We start from the raw sequence: 20,481 nt of genomic DNA, 5'->3' as shown, positions 1-20,481 counted from the left end.
CAGCCTGCAGAGCAGTCTGGCTCCGCCGGGCACCCCGATCCATTTCAATTTTACTGCACGCCGGAGGATACGATGGCGAAGTTGTTTTCAAGACTGTTCGGAAGCATAGCGCTCAAGCTGTCGATGGGATTTGTGACCATGGGCGCGCTGACCGCAGGCGCCATTGCGATCAGCTTTCTGGTCTTTGCCGCCATGTCGGGCGCGCTCGAGCGGCTGCTGGGCGAGCAGCTGCCCGGGATCGAGACCAGCGTCGCGGTGCTCGAAGATACCGGCGAGATCCGTGGCGCGCTGACCGGCATGTTGCTGGCGCGGACGCCCGGCGGGGTCGATGACTCCTTCCGCGATCTGAAGGCGCGCGAAACCGCCCTTGCCGCCTCGATCGCCGAGCTGCCCGCCGAGCGCATCAGGGAGTTGCGCCCGATGATGACCGGGCTCGACCTCGCCGTCAGCGAGATGCGCGCAGCCCTTGGCAACAGCTTCGACAACCAAGAGCTGCTGACCGGTCAGATCGTCAGCTTCACCCGGCTGGCCGAAGCGACCCGAAGCCGGCTGTACCAGCTTGGCGACGATGCCGCCTATGACATGGCGCTGGGCGGAAAGCAGACCGGCGAGACGGTCAGCGCGACCCTCGAACAGCTGGTCGGCACCGATTTCCGTGCCGCGACGCTGATCCTGAAGGCCAGGGCCGAGATCAATCTTCTGGCCGGGCTGGCACTGGCGATCTCCGGTTCCGGAGATCCGGCCCAGAGCGCGATCCTGCGCGGGATGGCCGAAACCAGCCTCGGAGCGCTTGGCGACGCGCTCGAGCCGCTGACCGGAATGCAGGCCGTCGCGGCGTATCTGCCGGCACTGACGGAGACCCATGCCGTCTTCGGCAAACTGGCAAAGCAGGGGTTTCGCCTGCGCGAGGGACAGAATGAGCTGGTGATCGGGCAGCGCGAGATCAGCGAGAGGGCCCTGAACGCCGCAATGGACGATCTCGTCGCCAGGCTGACGACCGACGCCCGCGAGGCGGCGGTCTTCAACGGCGAGGCGGTCGAACGGTTGCTGAACAACGAGGTGCAGCAGATCCGCGATACCGCCGATATCGGGCTTGCGGTCGAGAAGATGATCGCGACGGCCTTCCTTGGCGCCAGCGCGCGGAATGCCGAGGAGGGAGCGGCGCGACAGGCCGAGCTCGACCGGCTCGTCGCCGAGCTGGATGCCCTGCTCGCCCGCAGCTACGTGCCCGATGATCTGCAGGAGCTTCTGGGGCGGATCGCCCACGAGACGCGGGCCAAAACAGGGATCGTGGCAACCCGGATGGCGCTGCTCGACGCCCAGGATCAGGCCGCCGATCGCTCGATACGGGCCAATGCGCGGCTCGGCGAGATCGCCGCGGTGATGCGCGCGGCCAGCGAAGCCGCGGTCGGCGCGGCCCGCGTCGCGGGCGACGCGATGCTGGGTCAGGCGGGCGAGGCGCGCCAGCGCCTGCTGATGCTGGCGGCCGGCAGCGGCGCGGTCGCGCTTCTGGCGATCGCCCTGTCCTGGCTGCTAATCGTCTGGCCGATCGGCCGGCTGACCCGGATCACCGACCGGCTGGCCCGGGGCGAGATGGTCGCGGTGCCGGGCATGCGCCTGTTCGGCGGCGAGGTCGCGCGGCTGGCCGCGGCGCTTCTGGTCTTTCGCGACAGCCTTGCCGAACGCGAGCGGCTGCAGGCCCATGAGCGCGCGCTCGAAGCCGAGGAGCGCCGCCGCACCGAGGCGCAGAAGGCAATGGTGGCCGATCTGGCAAACGGGCTGAAGGCGCTGGCCGGGGGCGATCTGACCCACACGCTCTCTGCCCCCTTCCCGCCCGATTACGAGGCGTTGCGCGCCGATTTCAACGCGACCCTCCGCACCCTCAACGAGATGATGTCGACCATTGCCCTCAATGCGGCCGCGATCCGGTCGCGGGCGGCCGAGATCGGTGCCTCCTCGGCCGACCTGTCGCGCCGGACCGAGAACCAGGCCGCGACGCTGGAAGAGACCGCCGCCGCGCTCGACCAGCTGACCGCCAGCGTGCGCGCTGCAGCCGAGGGCGCGACAGAGGTCGACCGGGTCGTCAGGCAGGCGCATGACCAGGCCGAGCAGAACAACGCGGTGGTGACCGAGACGGTCGCGGCCATGACCGGGATCAAGAGATCGTCGGAATCGATCGGCCGGATCATCGGCGTGATCGACGACATCGCCTTCCAGACCAATCTGCTGGCCCTGAATGCGGGCGTCGAGGCAGCCCGGGCGGGCGAGGCCGGGCGCGGCTTTGCCGTCGTGGCCTCCGAGGTCCGGGCCCTCGCCCAGCGGTCATCGGAGGCCGCTAAGGAAATCAAGGCGCTGATCACCTCGAGCACGGATCATGTCGCCTCGGGCGCCGAACTCGTCAACCGGACCGGTGCAGTGCTGAACGACATGACCGCCCGGATCGGCGAGATTGCCGCCCTGGTCGACGCGATCGCGACCGGCGCGCGCGAACAATCCGTCGGGATCGGCGAAATCAATGCCGGGACCGCCCAGCTCGATCAGGTGACCCAACAGAATGCCGCGATGGTCGAGGAGGCAACCGCCGCCAGCATGCACCTGCGCGAGGAGGCCACGACCATGGCCGATCTCGTCGCCCGGTTCCGGCTTGACGGTTCCGGACCGGAAAAGATCGCCGATACCGGCTGGACCGCCCCCCGCGCCCCGGAAAGCCCGCGCTTGCACCGCGCTGGCTGACGGAGCTGCCGCGCGCCGCTTCCCGCGCTGCGCCGCGCCGGGGACGGGCGGCGCACTTTCCGCCGCAAGCGTCTCGGGATCGAAGGTTCCTGCAAGGCGCGGCCCGTCCCTGAGCGTGTTGTCGGAGGGCATCCGCCCGATGCCCGCCCATCGGCATGCGGCCCGGCCCCGCGCCGCCCGGCGGAACGCGGCCGCCAGCTGGTCAGCCGCACTGGGCCCATGCCTTGAGCGGGCGGCGCGGGAAAGACCGGAACGGCCGCCCGCTTGCGCCTGTCGTCCGGCCGGTCTTCGGCGCGGGCTGCCCGGCACGATCCGGCCCTTGCGCAGCGCGGGTCTGCGACCCGGCAGACCGCGCTTTCCGGGCCGCGTGCCACCGCATCCGCCACCGGCCGATACCGGCGGCCGAAGGGTGCCGCCTGCCCCATATCGATCTCTGGAAATGTCCCGGCGGCGGTGGCATGGTCGCCCAAAGGGAATCTCGATTGAACGTCGTCGTCTTTGCCAACGGGCTTGTCCTGGGGCTGCTGGCTCTGATGTCAGCGGTCGTGGCAGCGATTTACCCCGAGACCCGCGCGGTATTCGGCGAGGCCGCGTTCCAGCTCGGGTTGATCGGCACGCTGGTCGCGATGGCGGCCCGGCCGAGCTTCGACAGGCTGCGCCTGCCCCATGCCTTCATGCTGACCGCCTCGGTCTGGCTGATGGCGGCGGCGGGCGGAGCGGTGCCGCTTTACCTCTGGAAGCTCTCGGCGGCCGATGCCTTCTTCGAGGCGATGTCGGGGATCACCACCACCGGCTCGACGGTGATGACCGGGCTCGACAGCACGCCCCGGGGCATCCTTATGTGGCGCGCACTTCTGCAGGCGCTGGGGGGCGTCGGCTTCATCGGCACCGGCATCGCGCTCTTGCCCGTGCTCAAGGTCGGCGGCATGCAGCTGTTCCGCACCGAAAGCTCGGACAAGGGCGAGAAGGAGCTGCGCAACGCCACCCAGTTCGCGGCGGCGACGCTTCTGGTCTATGTCTCGCTGATGACCCTCTGCGGCGTGCTCTACCGCATCGGCGGGATGAGCGTCTTCGACGCCGCGACCCATGCCATGACCACGCTGTCGACGGGGGGCTATTCCACCCACGACGCCTCGTTCGGCTTCTTCGAGAGCCCGTTCCTGCAATGGACCTGCACCCTCTTCATGGTGCTCGGCTCGGTGCCCTTCTCGTGGTATATCCGCTCGGTCTATCACGGCAAGTTCCGCAGCGAACAGGTGGCGGCGATGCTGAAGACGCTGGCCGCAGTGATCCTGCCGCTGACGCTGTGGCTGGCGGCGACATCGCATCTGCCCTTCCTGGCCGCGCTGCGGGCGGTGGCGTTCAACGTCGTCTCGGTGGTCTCGACCACCGGCTATGCCTCGACCGATTACACCAGCTGGGGGCCGGTCGCGGTGACCGCCTTCGTGATCCTGACGGCGGTCGGCGGCTGCACCGGCTCGACGGCGGGCGGGGCCAAGGCGATGCGCTGGGTCATCATGTACCGGCTGCTGCGCGAGGGCATCCGCTCGGTCCGCTACCCGCATGGGGTCTACCGCATCCGCTACGAGGGCCGGGTGATTGACGAGGACATCGTCTCGAGCGTCATCGGCTTCTTCTCGATGTACGCGCTGAGCTTCGCGGTGATCGCGAGCCTTCTGACGCTGGTCGGGCTCGATGCGGCCACGGCCTTCAGCGGCGCGATCACGGCGCTGGCCAATGTCGGCCCGGGCGTGGGCGACATCATCGGCCCTGCGGGCACCTTCCAGTCGCTGTCGGACAAGGCCAAGACGATCCTCGCCATCGGCATGTATCTGGGGCGGCTCGAGATGCTGACCGTGCTGGTGGTGCTGACGCCGCGGTTCTGGCGTTCGCTGGCGTGAGGCTCAGAACGCCGCGTGTTCGCCCAGCGCGGCGCGCTCCGTCCCGCTGACCAGCCGGGCGTAATAGTCGAACAGCCGGTCCGCGCCGTATTCGGGCGTCGCATCGGCGTCGTAACTCCCGGTCTCGGGGTTCAGAACCAGCATCGACTCGGTGCCGTAATAGCGGCCGATCCGCGCGAATTCGGCCTTGTCGCGGAGCTTTGGCGAGACCCGGCCCAGCGCCGAGAGCAGCGCGATGATCCCGTCCATGACCCCGACCGGCACCTGTCTGATCTTCGGCGGTCGCCCCAGCAGGCGGAACAGCTCCTCGGCCTGATCGCGCGGCGTGATCGCGGGCCCCGGGCCGCCGATCGGCAGCACCCGGTTCTGCAGCGCGGGATCGTCGAGGCAGAGCGCCATGAACCGGCCCAGATCGGCGTCGCTGATCGGCTTGCAGGCGGTCAGCCGCCCGTCGCCGAAGACCAGGAAGGGCTTGCCCTCCCGGACCCGCTCGACCTGGCCCGACAGCGATTTGAAGAAGGCCGTGGGCCGGACGATGGACCAGGTCAGCCCCGAGGCCATCAGCTCGGCCTCGAAGGCCAGCTTGGCCTGCTGGAAGGCCAGCAGGGGCTTCTGCACGCAGATCGCCGAAAGCAGCACCGCCTGGCCGATACCGGCATCGCGGGCCGCGGCCAGCGCATGGGAATGGGCCCTGTGGTCGATGGCCCAGGCATCGCGGGGCGTGCCGCTGCGCGAGGCAAGGCAGGAGACCAGCGCGTCGAACCGCTCGCCGCGAAAGCCCTCGGCGGCCAGCGAGGCGGGATCGGTGACATCGCCGACCCGGACCCGTGCCGCGCCGGGCAGGCCCCACCCCGGATCGCCGCCCGTGCCCGGCCGCAGGAAGCAGACGACCTCATGGCCCCGCGCCAGCAGCGCGTCGAGCGTGGCCCGGCCGATGGTGCCGGTCGCCCCCAGAAGGAAGATCCGCCGGGGCCGGGGCGACAGGGCGGTATCGGTCATGGGCTCGGCTCCTCGGCAACGGTCCTGTAAGGTCAAGGGGGTCGGTCGGACCCTAAGGCGCCGTGCCCGCCAAGGAAAACGGGACGCGGCGTCGCGCCCCGCCCCGCCTTGCCGTCGGGCCTGCCTTTTCGCCGGCCCGCGCCTTATCAGGACCCGCGTCTTCTTCGGCCCGCGTTCGGGCCAGATCCTTATCCGGGCCTGCCCCTTATTCAGGAACGACCCGCACCGCGCCCTTGTCGGCGGAGGCCGCGAAATGGGCATAGGCCTTCAGCGCCTGCGAGACATGGCGCTTGCGCGGCGCGGCCGGTTTCCAGCCCCTGGCGTCCTGCTCGGCCCGGCGCGCGGCCAGTTCCTCTTCGGAGACGGCGAGGTTGATCGAGCGGTTCGGGATGTCGATCTCGATCAGATCGCCATCCTGCACCAGACCGATGGCGCCGCCCGAGGCCGCCTCAGGCGAGGCATGCCCGATCGACAGCCCAGACGTGCCGCCCGAGAAGCGCCCGTCGGTAATCAGCGCGCAGGCTTTGCCGAGCCCCTTCGATTTCAGGTAGGAGGTCGGATAGAGCATCTCCTGCATGCCCGGCCCGCCCTTGGGACCCTCGTAGCGGATCACCACAACATCGCCCGCCTCGACCTTGCCGGTCAGGATGCCGGAAACGGCGGCGTCCTGGCTTTCATAGACCCGCGCCGGGCCCGAGAAGACCAGGATCGAGTCGTCCACGCCAGCCGTCTTCACGATGCAGCCGTCGAGCGCGATATTGCCCTTCAGGACCGCCAGCCCGCCATCCTTCGAGAACGGCGCCTCGACCGAGCGGATCACCCCGGCCTTGCGGTCGGTATCGAGCGAGGGCCAGGTCGAGGACTGGCTGAACGCCTCCTGGGTCGGAACGCCGCCGGGCGCCGCCAGGAAGAGATTGCGCGCCTCGTCGGAATTGGACCGGCCGATATCCCATTTGTCGATGGCCGCCCCCAGGGTCGGTGCATGGACGGTGGGACAGTCGCGATGGATCAGCCCGCCGCGGTCGAGCTCGCCAAGGATCGACATGATGCCGCCCGCGCGGTGGACATCCTCGACATGCACATTGGCGGTGTTGGGCGCGACCTTGCACAGGCACGGCACCTTGCGCGACAGCGCGTCGATATCGTCCATGGTGAAATCGACACCGCCTTCCTGGGCGGCGGCGAGGATGTGCAGCACCGTGTTGGTCGACCCTCCCATGGCGATATCCAGCGCCATCGCGTTCTGGAACGCCTCCCTGGTCGCGATCGAGCGCGGCAGCACGCTGGCATCGTCCTGTTCGTACCAGCGGCGGCACAGCTCGACCGCGCGGCGCCCGGCCTCGAGGAACAGTTCGCGGCGCGCGCTGTGGGTCGCCAGCGTCGAGCCGTTGCCCGGCAGCGACAGGCCCAGCGCCTCGGTCAGGCAGTTCATCGAGTTGGCCGTGAACATGCCCGAACAGGAGCCGCAGGTCGGACAGGCGGCGGCCTCGATCCGGGCCAGGTCGTCATCCGAGACCTTGTCATCGGCCGCGGCCACCATGGCATCGATCAGGTCCATGGACACGGTGCGCCCGTCGCCCAGCGTGACCTTGCCCGCCTCCATCGGCCCGCCCGAGACGAAGACCGCGGGGATGTTCAGCCGCATCGCGGCCATCAGCATGCCGGGGGTGATCTTGTCGCAATTCGAGATGCAGATCATCGCATCGGCGCAATGTGCGTTGACCATGTATTCGACCGAATCCGCGATCAGTTCGCGCGAGGGCAGCGAATACAACATCCCGTCATGGCCCATCGCGATGCCGTCATCGACGGCGATGGTGTCGAATTCCTTGGCGATGCCGCCCGCCGCCTCGACCTCGCGGGCAACCATCTGGCCCAGATCCTTGAGATGCACGTGACCCGGCACGAATTGCGTGAAGGAGTTCACGATGGCGATGATCGGCTTGCCGAAATCGCCATCCTTGACGCCGGTGGCGCGCCAGAGACCGCGGGCGCCGGCCATGTTGCGGCCATGGGTGCTGGTACGGGAACGGTATGCGGGCATGTCGTGACTTTCCGGCTGGCAAATCTTCGGGGTGACGAGTGCGCCCTGCGGGCGAAAAAATCAACCTTTCATTGGCCGGGAAGTTCATGACAGAGTGGGGTTGCAATGATTTCCGCGCTCGATCACCTGGTTCTGACCACAACCGACGAAGAGGCCTGCCTGGCCTTCTATGTCGGGCTTCTTGGGCTTCGGCTCGAAACCTTCGGCGCGGGCCGCAAGGCGCTGTGTTTCGGGCGCCAGAAGATCAACATCCACGTCAAGGGCCATGAATTCGAACCCAAGGCGCATCTGCCGGTGCCCGGGGCGCTCGATCTGTGCTTCCTGGCCGACCGGCCGCTCGACGAGGTGATCGCGGCGCTGGCCGCGCGCGGCGTCACGCCGCTTGAAGGGCCGGTGGCGCGCACCGGCGCGACCGGGCCGATCCGCTCGATCTATCTGCGCGATCCGGACCTGAACCTGATCGAGATCTCGGAGCCCGCCTGAGTACGCGCCTATTCCGGCTCGAAGGCCATGTCGATTTCGGCCGGAAGCGCGTGATAGGGCGCCGAGCTGACCAGGGCATGGACCCCGCTTTTCGCATAGGCCGGAGCGGTCGCTTCGGTGATCGGCCCCGCAGCCAGGATCTCGCCCGGCCAGTCCGGCCCGAGCGCGCGCACGGTGGCCGCGACCGCCTCGGGGGCCATCCGGGCCAGCAGCAGGGTATCTGCGCCGAGCTCTGCCGCCTCGAGCGCCTCGTCGCCATCGCGCACCTCTATCGCGATCCGCCCGCCCGGGGCCGCCTGCCGCAGGCGCGCGATCCGCTCGCCCGGCGCAGACCTGCCGCCAAGCGCCCGGCAATCCGCCAGCACGAGCGCCGCCTCGGCACCCGGCGCCGGGTAGATCGCCGCGCCGCCCGCCGCCGCCGCCTTCAATGCCAGCGGCCGCGCCCCGGGGATCGCCTTGCGCGGACAGGCCACCGCGACCGCCGGATCGACCCGGCGCGTGGCCCGCAGGATACGTGCGGCGCATTCGGCAACGCCCGAGGCCCATTCCAGCAGCACCTGCACCGCCGGAGCGGCCCCGACCAGCGCCTCGGCCGGTCCCCGCGCGGCGATCAGCAACTGGCCGGGCTCTGCCCGCGTTCCGCTTGCAGTGGCGATGTCGGCGGCACCGCCCAGCAATGCAAACATCCGCGCGGCCTCCTCGGTCCCGCAGATCATGCCCGAGCCGCGCGACCGCAGCGCCACCGACACCATGCGCCCCTGTCGCCCGGGTGCGGGAATGGCGGCAGAGGCGGCAATGCCGTCGCGTTTCAGCAGGCAGGCCAGGGCGGTATCGTCAAGAAGCAGCATCCGGGTCCGATCCTCGATTGAGCGGCCGGCATCGCTGTCGCCCGACCGCCGGCTCCGGCCTGCAGGTCAGGAAGCATCGCCGCGCCGCGACTCGCTATGTATTTCGACTTCATATCGCAATGTAAGCACAGGCCGTGCCAACTATTCCGGCCGGAAAACCGGTCGGCACAATGGCGATTCGGTCGCGAAGCGGACAGGACCTGTCGATTTGACGACATCGGCAGCCCACACCCCGCAACAACGATCCGGCCCGGCCGCGATCCGCCACAATCGATAGCGGGCGGAATTCGACTCTCCTCAAAGGCGACTTATGTTAACCTAACGGAAACCATCCCGGCAGAACCATGGTTTCGCACCAGCAATCGGAGAATGAATTGCGCAGCCCCCGGATCCTGTCCGAGAATGGATATCACCGTCACATGCCGGCCCTTGCGGGCCTGGTCGGCCTGCTCGCCGCGCTTGTTCTGGTTCTGAGCCTCCCCGCTCCGGCCCGCGCCCAGCCCTCCTCCACGCCGCCTCCGGCGATCGTGACGGGATGGCTCGACGATCCACCATTCTGGAAAATCACCCCGACGGGCGGACCGGTGGGCTTCGTGCCCCAGCTCGTCGACGACATCCGGACCCTGACCGGGCTGCCGATCGAAACCCGCCGTTACGGTGACATGCAAAGCCGGATCGCTGCCCAGATTGCCGGCGAAAGCCAGCTGATGTTCGCCGTCGCCCGGCTGCCCGCGCTCGAGGCCACCCATGTCTTCACCGAGCCGATCGCACATGCGGATGTGCATCTTTTCGTCCTGACCGAAAACACGAACCGGCCCGATTACATCGCCCCGGTCGGAAAGCGCATCGGAAAGATGCGTCAATATGCCGGTTCCGACCCTGCCAGTCTGCTGAAGGGCAATCGCACCGAGTTCTTCGACGAGCCCGCAACGATGCTGCTGAAGCTGCTTTCCGGCGAAATCGACGGCGCCCTGATGGCCGAGGACTGGGTGATGGGCCTCGCCCGCAGCGTGCGGCTGGATCACCGGATCGCCGCGGTCGGACCACCGGTGCTGGAATTCGACCGGGTGATCGCCATCCACAACAGCCGGGCCGACCTGCTGGAGCCTCTGAACCGGGCCATCGCCACATTGGAGGCAGACGGAACCCTCAGCGCCCTGCGCCAGCAATGGCTGATCGAGGCGGCCCCGCCGCCTCCCGACATCCTGACCGTGGGCGTCGTCAATCTGCCCCCCTTCAGCGAGGTCCGCGAAGACGGCACTCTTACCGGCTTCTCGGTCGAGGTGATGCGCGATCTGGGCAAGATCCTCGGAGTCGAGCTGAAATTCCAGGCGGTGTCGCCCGAGCTCTGGGCCCGTGGGCCGCAAAGCCCGATCGACATCCTGCCGCTGATCGGGATCACCCCCGAACGCGAATTGAGGATGGATTTCGCGCTGCCGATACAGTCCATCAACCTGGCCGTATTCGTTCGAAGCGAGCACAGCGAGACCTTTGACGGGCTGTCCGGATTGCGGGTCGGCACCTGGAAGGCCGGCGTCGCAAGCTCCGTGGCCCAGCGCCATGCCCGCGACATCCTGCATTTCGACAATTATCGCGACCTGCTGACGGCTCTGTTCGAGGGACGGATCGATGCTATAATCGCAGAGCGCGGCATGATCACGCGGATCGTCGCCGAGAAGAACCGCAGCGAAGAGATCGCCGAGGTCCCCTTCCCGCTCCCGCGCATCTTCCTCGCCCCCGCGCTGCGCCCCGGCCTGCCCACCCTGCGCGAGTCGCTGAACCTGGTCATCCCCGGCTATCTGGCCTCGCAGCGCTATCAGGACCTGCGCGCGGACTGGCTCGGCACCGCGCCCTTCTGGACCAACCGCCGCATCCTGCTCACGCTTGGCGGCTTCGGCGCGCTGATGCTCCTGGCAATCGGCTACATTCCGGTCCAGCGCCACCGGATGCGACAGGAACGGCTGCGTTTCACCGCGGACATGGTGGAACGGATACCGCTGGGGCTTCTGATGATCGCGCCCAATGGACGGATCGAATTCGTCAATTCCGCCGCCAAGGCCATCAGCCCCTCGGGCCCCGAACTGATCCGCGAGGGCGCCGATTTCCGCCAGGCGGTGCGGGCGCTGATCATGGCCGATGCCAGGCATTGGGGCACGAAATCGCCCGCTGCATTGGCCGCCGCTTTATCCGGCCCCGGCCTGAACGACGGCTATTATCACGAATTCCAGACCGCCGCCGGAGAGATCTTCCGCTGGTCGAGTTTCTCCCTGCCGGACGGTTCGATCCTGGTCATGATGCTGGATGTCACCCGCGAACGCCGGAACCTGGCCGAGATCGAGGATCTCAACGCCGAACTCCGTGCCCAGATTGCGATCGTTCAGCGCACCAATGCCGAGCTGCGAGACTTCGCCTATGCAACCTCGCACGACCTGAAATCGCCGATCAACACCCTGATGCTGATCGCCGACGCGCTGGCCGAGGCCGGTGTGAACCGGCTTCCCGACGAGGATCGGGCGCTGATCGAGGACATGCACGAAATCCTGGCCAGGATGGCGCGAATGATCAGCGACGTTCTCGACTACACCCGCGCCGTCGGCGGCGAACAGCCCCCCGATTGCGTCGAGCTGTCCCGCATCGTCAGCGAAGTGATGCAGGATCTTGCCGCCGACATTGCCGCCAGCGGTGCCCGGCTGCGTGTCGACGACCTGCCGCGCCTGACGGGAAATCCGCGTCAACTTCACCAGCTGATGCAAAACCTCATCAGCAATGCGATCAAGTTTCGCCTGCCCGACAAAAGCCCCGAAATCGACATCGAAACGGTCACAGCGCCACCGGGCATGATCGCATTTTCTGTATCGGATCGCGGCATCGGCATCGACCCGAAATTCCATGACCGCATCTTTCAGCTATTCACACATCTAAATGACACAGATTTGTACCCTGGCAGCGGGCTCGGCCTTGCCATTTGCCAGAGAGTTGCGCTCAATCATGGTGGACGTATCATGGTAGAATCCACCCCGGGGGCAGGAAGCCGATTCACGGTTTTCCTCAAGGAGAAGCAGGGTGATCAACAAGTTGGTGATGATCGACGATTGCAGGTTCGAGCGCAAGATGGTCAAGCGCCTTATTCGCAAGACCGGCCTCGTCGACACGATGCTCGAATTCGGAATGGCGGAGGACGCCATTGAATACCTGTGCGACCCGTCCTGCCCCAAAATCGACGTCGTCATCCTCGATATCAACATGCCACGAATGAACGGGTTCGAGTTCCTCGAACAGATCGGCGAGGATTGCCCCAATCACTTCGCCAACTCGGTATTCGTGATCCTCACAAGCTCGGAATGCGCCGCGGACATGCAGCAGGCCGAGCGTTTTCCGATGGTGCGAAAATTTCTGCGCAAACCAATAGGAGAAAGCGAGATCTCTCAACTCGACAGGCTGGTCAACGCCTGACGCGCGCACCGCTCGGGCACGCCCGACACGGCCGGAAACGGGTCGGAATTAAAATTCATACCATTTTGTTCACTTACGGCTCCGAACAGCCGCCATATCGTGTTATATTTCCATTTGCAGAACTGCAGTTATCGGTGAACGAATGGTGTTTTTCCAGTCTCAATAAAAAGCCGGGCATCCCGGCATCCAGACAAAAGGGCCGAGCGAATGCCACAAAGCGCACCGACCTGTCTCGTCGTCGAGGACACGGTTTTCGACCGCATGATCATGGAGCGCAAGCTGGCTGCATATGGTCAGCCGCTCGAGGTCCGTTACGCAGGAAGCCTGGCCGAGGCCCGCAACTGTCTTTACGAGATGCCCATTTCCATCATTTTCCTGGACAACTCCCTTCCTGATGGAAAAGGCGCCAATTTTGCCCTGGAGCTGGCCGCCCATCGCAGCTGGAGCGAGATCCCGGTGGTCATGGTCAGTGACTGGCCCTCCCCCTTCATGCAGGCCAAGGCGAATGCGTCCAATGTCATCGCCATATGGACCAAGACGGAATTCACCGCGATCACCGTCGCCGAGGTGCTGAAGTCGCGCGGGTTGACAGCCTGATCCGCATGAGGCTCGGTGGCTTCAGCGGATCGCGGCCGCCCCGTCATCTTGGGTTGTCCAAATTTTCGACGCAACCCCATCGGAGGGCTTGCTGGCTCCCGGCATCCTGAATCTCATCAATGTCCCGCCATAAGGGTTCGCATCGCACCAGATCCGGCCACCATGCCGCTTGACGATCTTCTGACAGGTTGCAAGGCCCAGCCCGGTGCCCGGCATGCTCGCGGCCTGGGCCAGCCTTTGGAATGGCTCGAAAATACGCTGACGGTATTCCTCTGCCACCCCGACACCATGATCGGCGACCTCGAAAAGCACGTCTCCGTTGTCCAGGCGCCGGGCCACGATACGAATGTCCGGCCTTTGGTCTCCGGAATATTTGATTGCATTCTGCACCAGATTCTGAAGCAATTGCACCATCATCGCCGGACTGCAGAACACATCGATATCCGGCATGTCCAGATCGATACTGGCACCGCTTTCACGAATGTCGTGCTCGAGAAAAGAAAGCGCGTTTTCAACAAGATCAGTTGCCGATATGAATTCGAAAACCGGGTTCACATCTGTCCTGATGTGACCGGCAAGCGCCTCGACAAGATCCGACATCTGTGCAGCTGTTTTCTGCAACAGATCCATCAACTTGTGCAATTCCGCCGATTCCATACCACCGAGTTCCTCATCCAGCTGTTCACATATAAAGCGGATGCTACGAATCGGCGCGCGAAAATCATGGACAAGGACATTCGAGAAAGTCAGCAGCTCCTGGCGCTGTTCTTCGACACGCTGGGCAAGCCGGACCACTTCGACCGCCCGCACCAGCATGCGTTCCAGGCCGGTCTGATTGATCCTGGACTTTGGCGTATAATCCGCCGCCCCTGCCAGGATTGACGATTTTGCAATCTGCTCGTCTCCCTGACCTGTCATCAGGATGAAGGCCGCCCCTGGCCATTTCCTTCGAAGCGTCTCCAGCCCATCGATCCCGTTTTCTCCCGGCATCACATAGTCCAGAAAAACCGCATCGAAGTTTTCAGCGACATGGGCGAGCGCAGAATGAACGAGCTCCGCCTCGCATATCGTTCTGCACATCCCCGAACGCTCCAGCAATCTGCGAATGAGCTTCCGATCTCCGGCATCATCATCGACGATCATGACATCCAGATCGCGCATCTGTCATTCCTCACTGGGACGAACGTCCGGCAAGCTTACTATATTCCAAAAGCGATCGAGAGTCTCAATTAGAGGGCGATAATCTCTGCCAACGCTCTGTTTCAGGATGTACCCGGAAATTCCGGCCTCGTAGGCCTCGCGTTTATCCTGATCATTATTTGAAGTTGTAAACACAAAAACAACAACTTGCTTGAGACTGCAATCGTTTCTCAACTCATTAAGGAATTCCAGACCATTCATGCGCGGCATCCTGATATCGGCCAGAACGATGTAGGGGTCCGCGGGATGCGGGCGCGCGCGCCCGCGCATGATCGACAAGGCCTCAACACCATCGACGGCGCGAATCATGGTGGCGTCGATGCCCGCGCGGTAGAGCGCCCGGCGCACAGCCTTCACATCGCCATCGTCATCCTCGACCATCAACAGGTTCAGCGGCGGACGAGCGTTCGGCAGGTTGGAGCTTTCTTTCATGCCGCACGCCCCGTTGCCTTGTCTGCGCGAGCCACCTTGGGCAAGATCAGGTTTATGGTCGTGCCCCGGGTGCCGTCGCTGTCGATCCCGACTTCCCCTCCGGCAAGCTGGATATGCTTGAGTACCATTGCCAGGCCCATACCACTGGCCTCGACCTCGTCACGCGGGCGCAGGGTCTGGAACATCTCAAAGACTTTTGCGTGATATTTGGGCGGGATCCCCGGTCCGTCATCCGTTACCGAAAGGTAATACGCATTGTCCGTCTCATGCCCGGACAGACGAACGAAGCCGGTTTCGCGATCATGATGCTTCAGAGAATTCCCGAGAAGATTGAGCAAAACGGTCTTGATCGGCATGTTCGGGATCCGCAGGTTCATGAAGTCCGGCGTGGCCTCGAAGGAGAATCCATCTGGGATGTGCAGCAAGCCACGCAACTCGCCGACAAGCTCCCTTCCCTCGACGATCTGCGCCTTTTCTTCGATCCGGCCGATCCGCGAATGGTTCAACAGGTCGTCGAGCAGGCGTTCCATCCGGGCGACACGACTGCGCAACAGATTCATGCTGTCGCGCGTATCTTCGTTGAGATAGGGGGCGAGATCCTCCTCGAGCCAGGCCGAGGCGTTGTCGATGACCCGTAGCGGCGCCTTGAGATCGTGCGAGGCGAAATAGGCGAAAGCATCCAGATCGGCATTGGACCGCTCCAGCGCCTTGACCAGCGCCTCACTGCGCGCCTGGGCCTCGCATCGGCTGGTCACATCGCGCATGACGCCGATATAATGGGTGCCTTCGGCCTGACGCGCGCTGGCCACCGAGATTTCCACGATGATCCGCGTCCCATCCTTGCGTACGCCCGTCACCTCGCGCCCCGCAATCAGTCGCCTCTGCTCCCTGCGGCCAATCCGTTGCCGCAGCATCTTGTTATGTTGTTCCGCATCCTCTTCGCGCATCAGGATAGAGACATTGCGACCTACCATTTCGGCGGCATCGTAGCCGAAAATGCGGCCCGCGGCGGCATTCGCCTCTTCGATCACACCCGTTTCCGAGATGGTGATCAGACCATCCGCCGCCTCGGAAAAGATCGCGTTCAGCTTCGTCGATTTCTGATAGAGGCGCTCGTTGAGGCAAACCAGCGCCCGGGCAAGTTCGGCCACCTCGTCATTGGTGGTCGGCATGAGATCGCTCAGATCCTCGCCGAAATCGCGGTCGCGCAGACCTCGCGCAAGCCGGTGCAGCGGAGCGGTCAGTTGCTTGCCCATGATCCAAGCGATCCAGGCCGCCCCCATCGAAAGAACGACGGCAGCCGCGAGACCATAGGAAAGCTGCTGCCGGAGCGGAGCGAACAGCAGCCGCGTCGGCAATTCGGTTACCACGAAGATCCCCGTCCGCAAGTTCAGACGGTCGCCGCGACTGAGCGATCCCGACGGCAGGCTGGTCACATTGATCGCACGGCGCCAGCCGATTTCGGTCACGTTGATCATGTCACCGCCGCTGATACCCGCAAAATCGGGCAAATCGGCCGGGTTCCATTCCGGCGTGCCGTGAAAGCGCAACGGACCGGGACCGGTCACCGGATCGAAGGTCATGTAATCCTTCGATGAGGTCATGACCGTCACCGAGAACCCGTCGGAAGGATGCAGATTGGCCGCGCGCAGCAACCACTCGAAATCGGCGTTGATCACCAGCGCGCCGTCGACAGTGCCCGCAGTCCCGAGGACCGGCACCACGAAACGGATCGTGGGCGCGCCTTCCACCTGCCCATATTCCCGGTTCGGCGTGATGCGCGAGAAGAAGGGAAGCCCCGCATTCAGCACGGCGCGGTCGGTCAGATAGGGCTCGTTGCCCTTCGACTGCATCTCGCCGGGCGCGACGACCTCGATCCGGTCGCCGGCACGGTGAACGCGCACGATCTCGCGCCAGTTGTCTTCCCGTCCGATATAGCGGACCTGCGTGTAATGCGGCCGGGTGAGAAGAACGGATTCGAACACCGCCTCAAGCCGCTTGCGCCAGTAGGCATCGGCGCCGTCTTCAGAAGCCCCCCGATTTGCGTTCTGGCTCCTGGCATCGGCCATGCCGCCGATCTCGGGCAGCACCGAGAGATTGCGCGCATCGGAGGCCATCAGTTCCAGCTCACGCAACACCCGTTCACCGAAAAAGGCGCCGGCAAACTCCATGCGCGACAAGGCCGCCTGACGATACCATTGCGACCCGAAGAGGATGACACCGGAGAAGACGAGCGTGGCGGTCAGCACGACAACAAGGGCCAGAAGCGCGAGCTTGGCGCTGAGCCCGAGGCGATGTCTTGCTATGATCCCTTCGACCGGCACACATCCGTCCTATTGCGACAGCCGCTCGCGCCCGGGCTCCACCTCAAGTGCGAGAATGCTGTTCATGTTTTCCAGGTAGTCGAAGAGCTCCATGCAGGCCTGCTCGGCCTCGGCGACCTCCTTGCTGATATGGGCCTGGCCCTCGACCGATTGCGTGACAGCACGGAGCCTGCGCAGCATTTCCGACAACATGCCGCGAATATCGGTCGCGCAGACCGCGGAAAACCTTTCAAGCATGCGCTCGACACCGACCCGCGCCCCGTGTTCGAGACGGATCGCGGCATGGTAGATCTCGCGCTCGATCGCGACGGTCACGGCACGGCGGATCATCGAGATGCTGAGCTCGTCCTTGACCAGAAAGTCCGAGCAGCCGCAGCGCATCGCCTCGACCACCGTGGCCGGGGCATCGGTGCTGGTGATCATGATCGCGATCGCCTCTGCCTGAACGGGATGAGCCCTGAGCAATTCGAGCGCATCGAGCCCGGTATCCATCTTCAGATCGTAATCGAGAAACACCATGTCATAGGGCGTTTCGTCCAGCGCGCGGCGAAAATCGTCCAGATCGGCGGCCTCACGCACCCGAAATCGCAAGCCCGCCCTCAGGCAAAGCTGTTTCAGTCGCATTCGGTCGATTTCATTGTCATCCAGCATCAGGACGCCGAAGCTCCGCTCGGCAGGACGACGAGGCACAGGCAGACTGTCCGTTGGCTTATTCGTCATGTCAGGAAACCTTGATCACGAGCCGGTGCAATGGCGATCTGTCGTCGATCGGCCTGCTCGGCGAAACACTACCCGCATCATTTGGGCCACAGGTTAACGATAGGTAAAACCCCGATGGATTTCAGCATAAAACTGAAATCCATCGGGATGAATTGATACAAAAATAAATTGCGGCAACCATCTTTTGCGATTTGAAATCTTTCGCAATCGATGCTGCGCGGAAAGACAGGACACATCCCCCTTGCGACGGTCCGGGGCGGCCAGCGCCGCCCCGGGCAATGTGTCGGCCGCGGCTCAGACCAGATCGAACCGGTCGGCGTTCATCACCTTGGCCCAGGCCGCTGCGAATTCCGCGGCAAAGGCCGGTCCGGCGTCATCCTGGGCATAGACCTCGGCCAGCGCCCGCAGTTGCGAGTTCGACCCGAAGACCAGATCGACCCGGGTCCCGGTCCATGTCACCGCGCCGCTTGCCCGGTCGCGGCCCTCGAACAGGGTCTCGTCGGCATCGGTCGGCGCCCAGACCGTGCCCATGTCGAGCAAGTTGACGAAGAAGTCGGTCGTCAGCTGCCCGGGCCGGTCGGTGAAGACACCATGCGGGCTTTGCCCGACATTGGCGCCAAGCACCCTGAGCCCACCGACCAGAACGGTCATTTCGGGGGCACTCAGCGTCAGAAGCTGCGCCCGGTCGAGCAGCATCTCCTCGGCGGTCACGCTATAGGCGCCCTTCTGATAGTTGCGGAACCCGTCGGCCAGCGGTTCGAGCACGTCGAAGGACTCGATATCGGTCTGTTCGGCCGTCGCATCGGTGCGGCCGGGCGCGAAGGGCACCTCGACGGGCGAGCCCGCATCGGCCGCCGCCTTCTCGACCGCCGCAGAGCCGCCCAGCACGATCAGATCGGCCAGCGAGACCCGCTTGCCGCCCTCGGCCCGCGCATCGAAACCCGCCTTGATGCCCTCGAGAACCTCGAGAACCCGGGCCAGCCGGTCGGGCTCGTTCACCTCCCAGTCCTTCTGCGGCGCCAGCCGGATGCGCGCGCCATTGGCGCCGCCGCGCTTGTCCGAGCTGCGGAAAGTCGAGGCAGAGGCCCAGGCGGTCGCGACCAGTTCGGCCACGCTCAGACCGGAGCCGAGGATCTCGGCCTTCAGCGCGTCGATATCGGCCGCCTCGATCAGCGGATGATCGACCGGCGGCAGCGGGTCCTGCCAGATCAGGTCCTCGGAGGGCACCTCGGCGCCCAGATAGCGCGATTTCGGGCCCATGTCGCGATGGGTCAGCTTGAACCAGGCCCGCGCGAAGGCATCGGCGAACTCATCCGGATTCTCGTGGAAATGCCGGGCGATGGGTTCATAGATCGGGTCCATGCGCATCGCCATGTCGGCGGTGGTCATGATGATCTTGCGATTGCGCTCGCCGGTTTCGGGATCGGGGGCGTGATCCTCGGGCTTCAGATCCTTCGGCGTCCACTGCCAGGCCCCGGCCGGGCTTTTCGTCAGCTCCCAGTCATAGCCGAAGAGCACGTCGAAATAGCCCATGTCCCAGGTCGTCGGATTGGGCGTCCAGGCGCCCTCGATGCCGCTGGTGATCGCGTCGGCGCCCTTGCCGCTGCCATGGCGGCTGAGCCAGCCCAACCCCATCGCCTGCAGCGGCGCGGCCTCGGGCTCGGCCTCGAGCAGCGCGGCATCGCCCGCCCCGTGGCACTTGCCGAAGGTATGGCCGCCCGCGGTCAGGGCCACGGTCTCGTAATCGTTCATCGCCATCCGCGCGAAGGTCTCGCGGATGTCGCGCCCAGACGCGAGCGGATCGGGATTGCCGTCGGGCCCCTCGGGGTTCACGTAGATCAGCCCCATCTGCACCGCCGCCAGCGGGCTTTCCAGCTCGCGATCGCCCGAATAGCGGCTTTCAGGCTTGTCGCTGGTGGCGAGCCATTCGCGCTCGGACCCCCAGTAGATGTCCTCCTCGGGCTCGTAGATATCCTCGCGTCCGCCGGCATAGCCGAAGGTCTTGAGCCCCATCGTCTCGAGCGCGACATTGCCCGCGAGGATCATCAGGTCGGCCCAGGAGATGGCATTGCCGTATGTCTTCTTGATCGGCCAGAGCAGGCGCCGGGCCTTGTCGAGATTGACGTTGTCGGGCCAACTGTTGAGCGGCGCGAAACGCTGGTTCCCGGTGCCGCCGCCTCCGCGTCCGTCCGCGGTGCGATAGGTGCCGGCGCTGTGCCAGGCCATTCGGATGAACAACCCGCCATAATGGCCGTAATCGGCCGGCCACCAGTCCTGACTATCGGTCATCAGCGCCCGCAGGTCGGCTTTGACGGCCTGCAGATCGAGTGCCTTGAAGGCCTCGGCATAGGAAAAGCCCTGCGGCATCGGATTTGCGGCAGACGGGTTCTGATGCAGGATGCGCAGGTTCAGCTGGTTCGGCCACCAGTCGCGGTTCGACTGGCCGCCGAAGGTCGTGTGCAGCACCGGGCACTTGCCGGCCGGTCTATCGTTTCCGTCCATGTCTCCCTCCGGATCTTTGGTTCGGGGTTAGGATTTGACAAGAAGATGTGCGGAACGGCCCTTAATCTCCCCGCGCGGCGATTGCCGGGCGCGGTCAGGTGCCGGCCGATTCCTGCCTTGGCGTGACTATAGCAGGCCTTGGCGATTTATATAATTTGGCAATATTGATATAATTGATAGGATTTAATTATCCCGCCTTTGACCCGCCACAACCAAGACCTGAATTCCTCAGGATTGCGCCGGCC

Annotated in this window: 14 protein-coding genes; 6 read left to right on the top strand and 8 right to left on the bottom strand. The window is 65.0% G+C overall.

Going from position 1 to position 20,481, the window contains the following annotated elements; all coding sequences use genetic code 11:
- Positions 1-72: 72 nt before the first annotated feature.
- Together B5V46_RS08265 and B5V46_RS08260 are read left to right on the top strand one after the other, a co-directional pair.
- Complete coding sequence (locus B5V46_RS08265) at positions 73-2,733, top strand: methyl-accepting chemotaxis protein (protein WP_080616159.1); 2,661 nt, start codon at positions 73-75, stop codon at positions 2,731-2,733.
- Between the two features lie 482 nt (positions 2,734-3,215).
- On the top strand, positions 3,216-4,634 hold the full coding sequence (locus B5V46_RS08260; protein WP_080616158.1) for a TrkH family potassium uptake protein: 1,419 nt from the start codon (positions 3,216-3,218) through the stop codon (positions 4,632-4,634).
- A gap of 3 nt (positions 4,635-4,637) precedes the next feature.
- On the opposite strand, the gene B5V46_RS08255 is transcribed toward B5V46_RS08260, so the two are convergent.
- Together B5V46_RS08255 and ilvD are read right to left on the bottom strand one after the other, a co-directional pair.
- Positions 4,638-5,633: an NAD(P)H-binding protein gene (locus B5V46_RS08255; protein ID WP_080616157.1), complete on the bottom strand. Its 996-nt coding sequence runs from the start codon at positions 5,631-5,633 to the stop codon at positions 4,638-4,640.
- Between the two features lie 205 nt (positions 5,634-5,838).
- Positions 5,839-7,677, bottom strand: coding sequence for a dihydroxy-acid dehydratase (gene ilvD, locus B5V46_RS08250; protein ID WP_080616156.1), 1,839 nt, complete (start codon positions 7,675-7,677; stop codon positions 5,839-5,841).
- 105 nt (positions 7,678-7,782) lie between these two features.
- On the opposite strand from ilvD, the gene B5V46_RS08245 reads away from it, so the two are divergent.
- Positions 7,783-8,160: a VOC family protein gene (locus tag B5V46_RS08245; protein ID WP_080616155.1), complete on the top strand. Its 378-nt coding sequence runs from the start codon at positions 7,783-7,785 to the stop codon at positions 8,158-8,160.
- A gap of 8 nt (positions 8,161-8,168) precedes the next feature.
- On the opposite strand, the gene B5V46_RS08240 is transcribed toward B5V46_RS08245, so the two are convergent.
- Complete coding sequence (locus B5V46_RS08240; RefSeq protein ID WP_080616154.1) at positions 8,169-9,008, bottom strand: hypothetical protein; 840 nt, start codon at positions 9,006-9,008, stop codon at positions 8,169-8,171.
- Between the two features lie 419 nt (positions 9,009-9,427).
- Between B5V46_RS08240 and B5V46_RS08235 the strand changes: the two genes are divergently transcribed.
- From B5V46_RS08235 to B5V46_RS08225, 3 genes are all read left to right on the top strand, one after another.
- Positions 9,428-12,196: a transporter substrate-binding domain-containing protein gene (locus B5V46_RS08235; protein ID WP_196774377.1), complete on the top strand. Its 2,769-nt coding sequence runs from the start codon at positions 9,428-9,430 to the stop codon at positions 12,194-12,196.
- Positions 12,090-12,461 carry a response regulator transcription factor gene (locus B5V46_RS08230; protein WP_080616152.1) on the top strand — a complete coding sequence of 124 codons (372 nt, stop codon included), beginning with the start codon at positions 12,090-12,092 and terminating at the stop codon, positions 12,459-12,461. Before B5V46_RS08235 ends, B5V46_RS08230 begins: the two co-directional genes overlap by 107 nt.
- A gap of 207 nt (positions 12,462-12,668) precedes the next feature.
- Entirely contained in the window at positions 12,669-13,058 is a 390-nt protein-coding gene (locus tag B5V46_RS08225; RefSeq protein ID WP_080616151.1) for a response regulator, read from the top strand.
- A 21-nt stretch (positions 13,059-13,079) separates the two neighbouring features.
- Here the strand turns inward: B5V46_RS08225 and B5V46_RS08220 are convergent, their stop codons facing one another.
- The 5 genes from B5V46_RS08220 to katG form a co-directional block, all read right to left on the bottom strand.
- Entirely contained in the window at positions 13,080-14,219 is a 1,140-nt protein-coding gene (locus B5V46_RS08220; protein WP_080616150.1) for an ATP-binding protein, read from the bottom strand.
- Positions 14,220-14,222: 3 nt separating this feature from the next.
- Positions 14,223-14,690, bottom strand: coding sequence for a response regulator (locus tag B5V46_RS08215; protein ID WP_080616149.1), 468 nt, complete (start codon positions 14,688-14,690; stop codon positions 14,223-14,225).
- Positions 14,687-17,014 (bottom strand): PAS domain S-box protein, encoded by a 2,328-nt coding sequence (locus B5V46_RS08210; RefSeq protein ID WP_080616148.1) that lies wholly within the window; start codon positions 17,012-17,014, stop codon positions 14,687-14,689. The genes B5V46_RS08215 and B5V46_RS08210 overlap by 4 nt, the downstream gene beginning before the upstream one ends.
- A 9-nt stretch (positions 17,015-17,023) precedes the next feature.
- On the bottom strand, positions 17,024-17,704 hold the full coding sequence (locus B5V46_RS08205; protein ID WP_196774375.1) for a response regulator: 681 nt from the start codon (positions 17,702-17,704) through the stop codon (positions 17,024-17,026).
- Between the two features lie 324 nt (positions 17,705-18,028).
- On the bottom strand, positions 18,029-20,236 hold the full coding sequence (gene katG, locus B5V46_RS08200; RefSeq protein WP_080616146.1) for a catalase/peroxidase HPI: 2,208 nt from the start codon (positions 20,234-20,236) through the stop codon (positions 18,029-18,031).
- Positions 20,237-20,481: the final 245 nt, after the last annotated feature.

Source organism: Rhodovulum sp. MB263 (assembly GCF_002073975.1).
GTDB lineage: Bacteria > Pseudomonadota > Alphaproteobacteria > Rhodobacterales > Rhodobacteraceae > Rhodovulum.
This window is presented reverse-complemented; position numbering and strand designations above follow the sequence as displayed.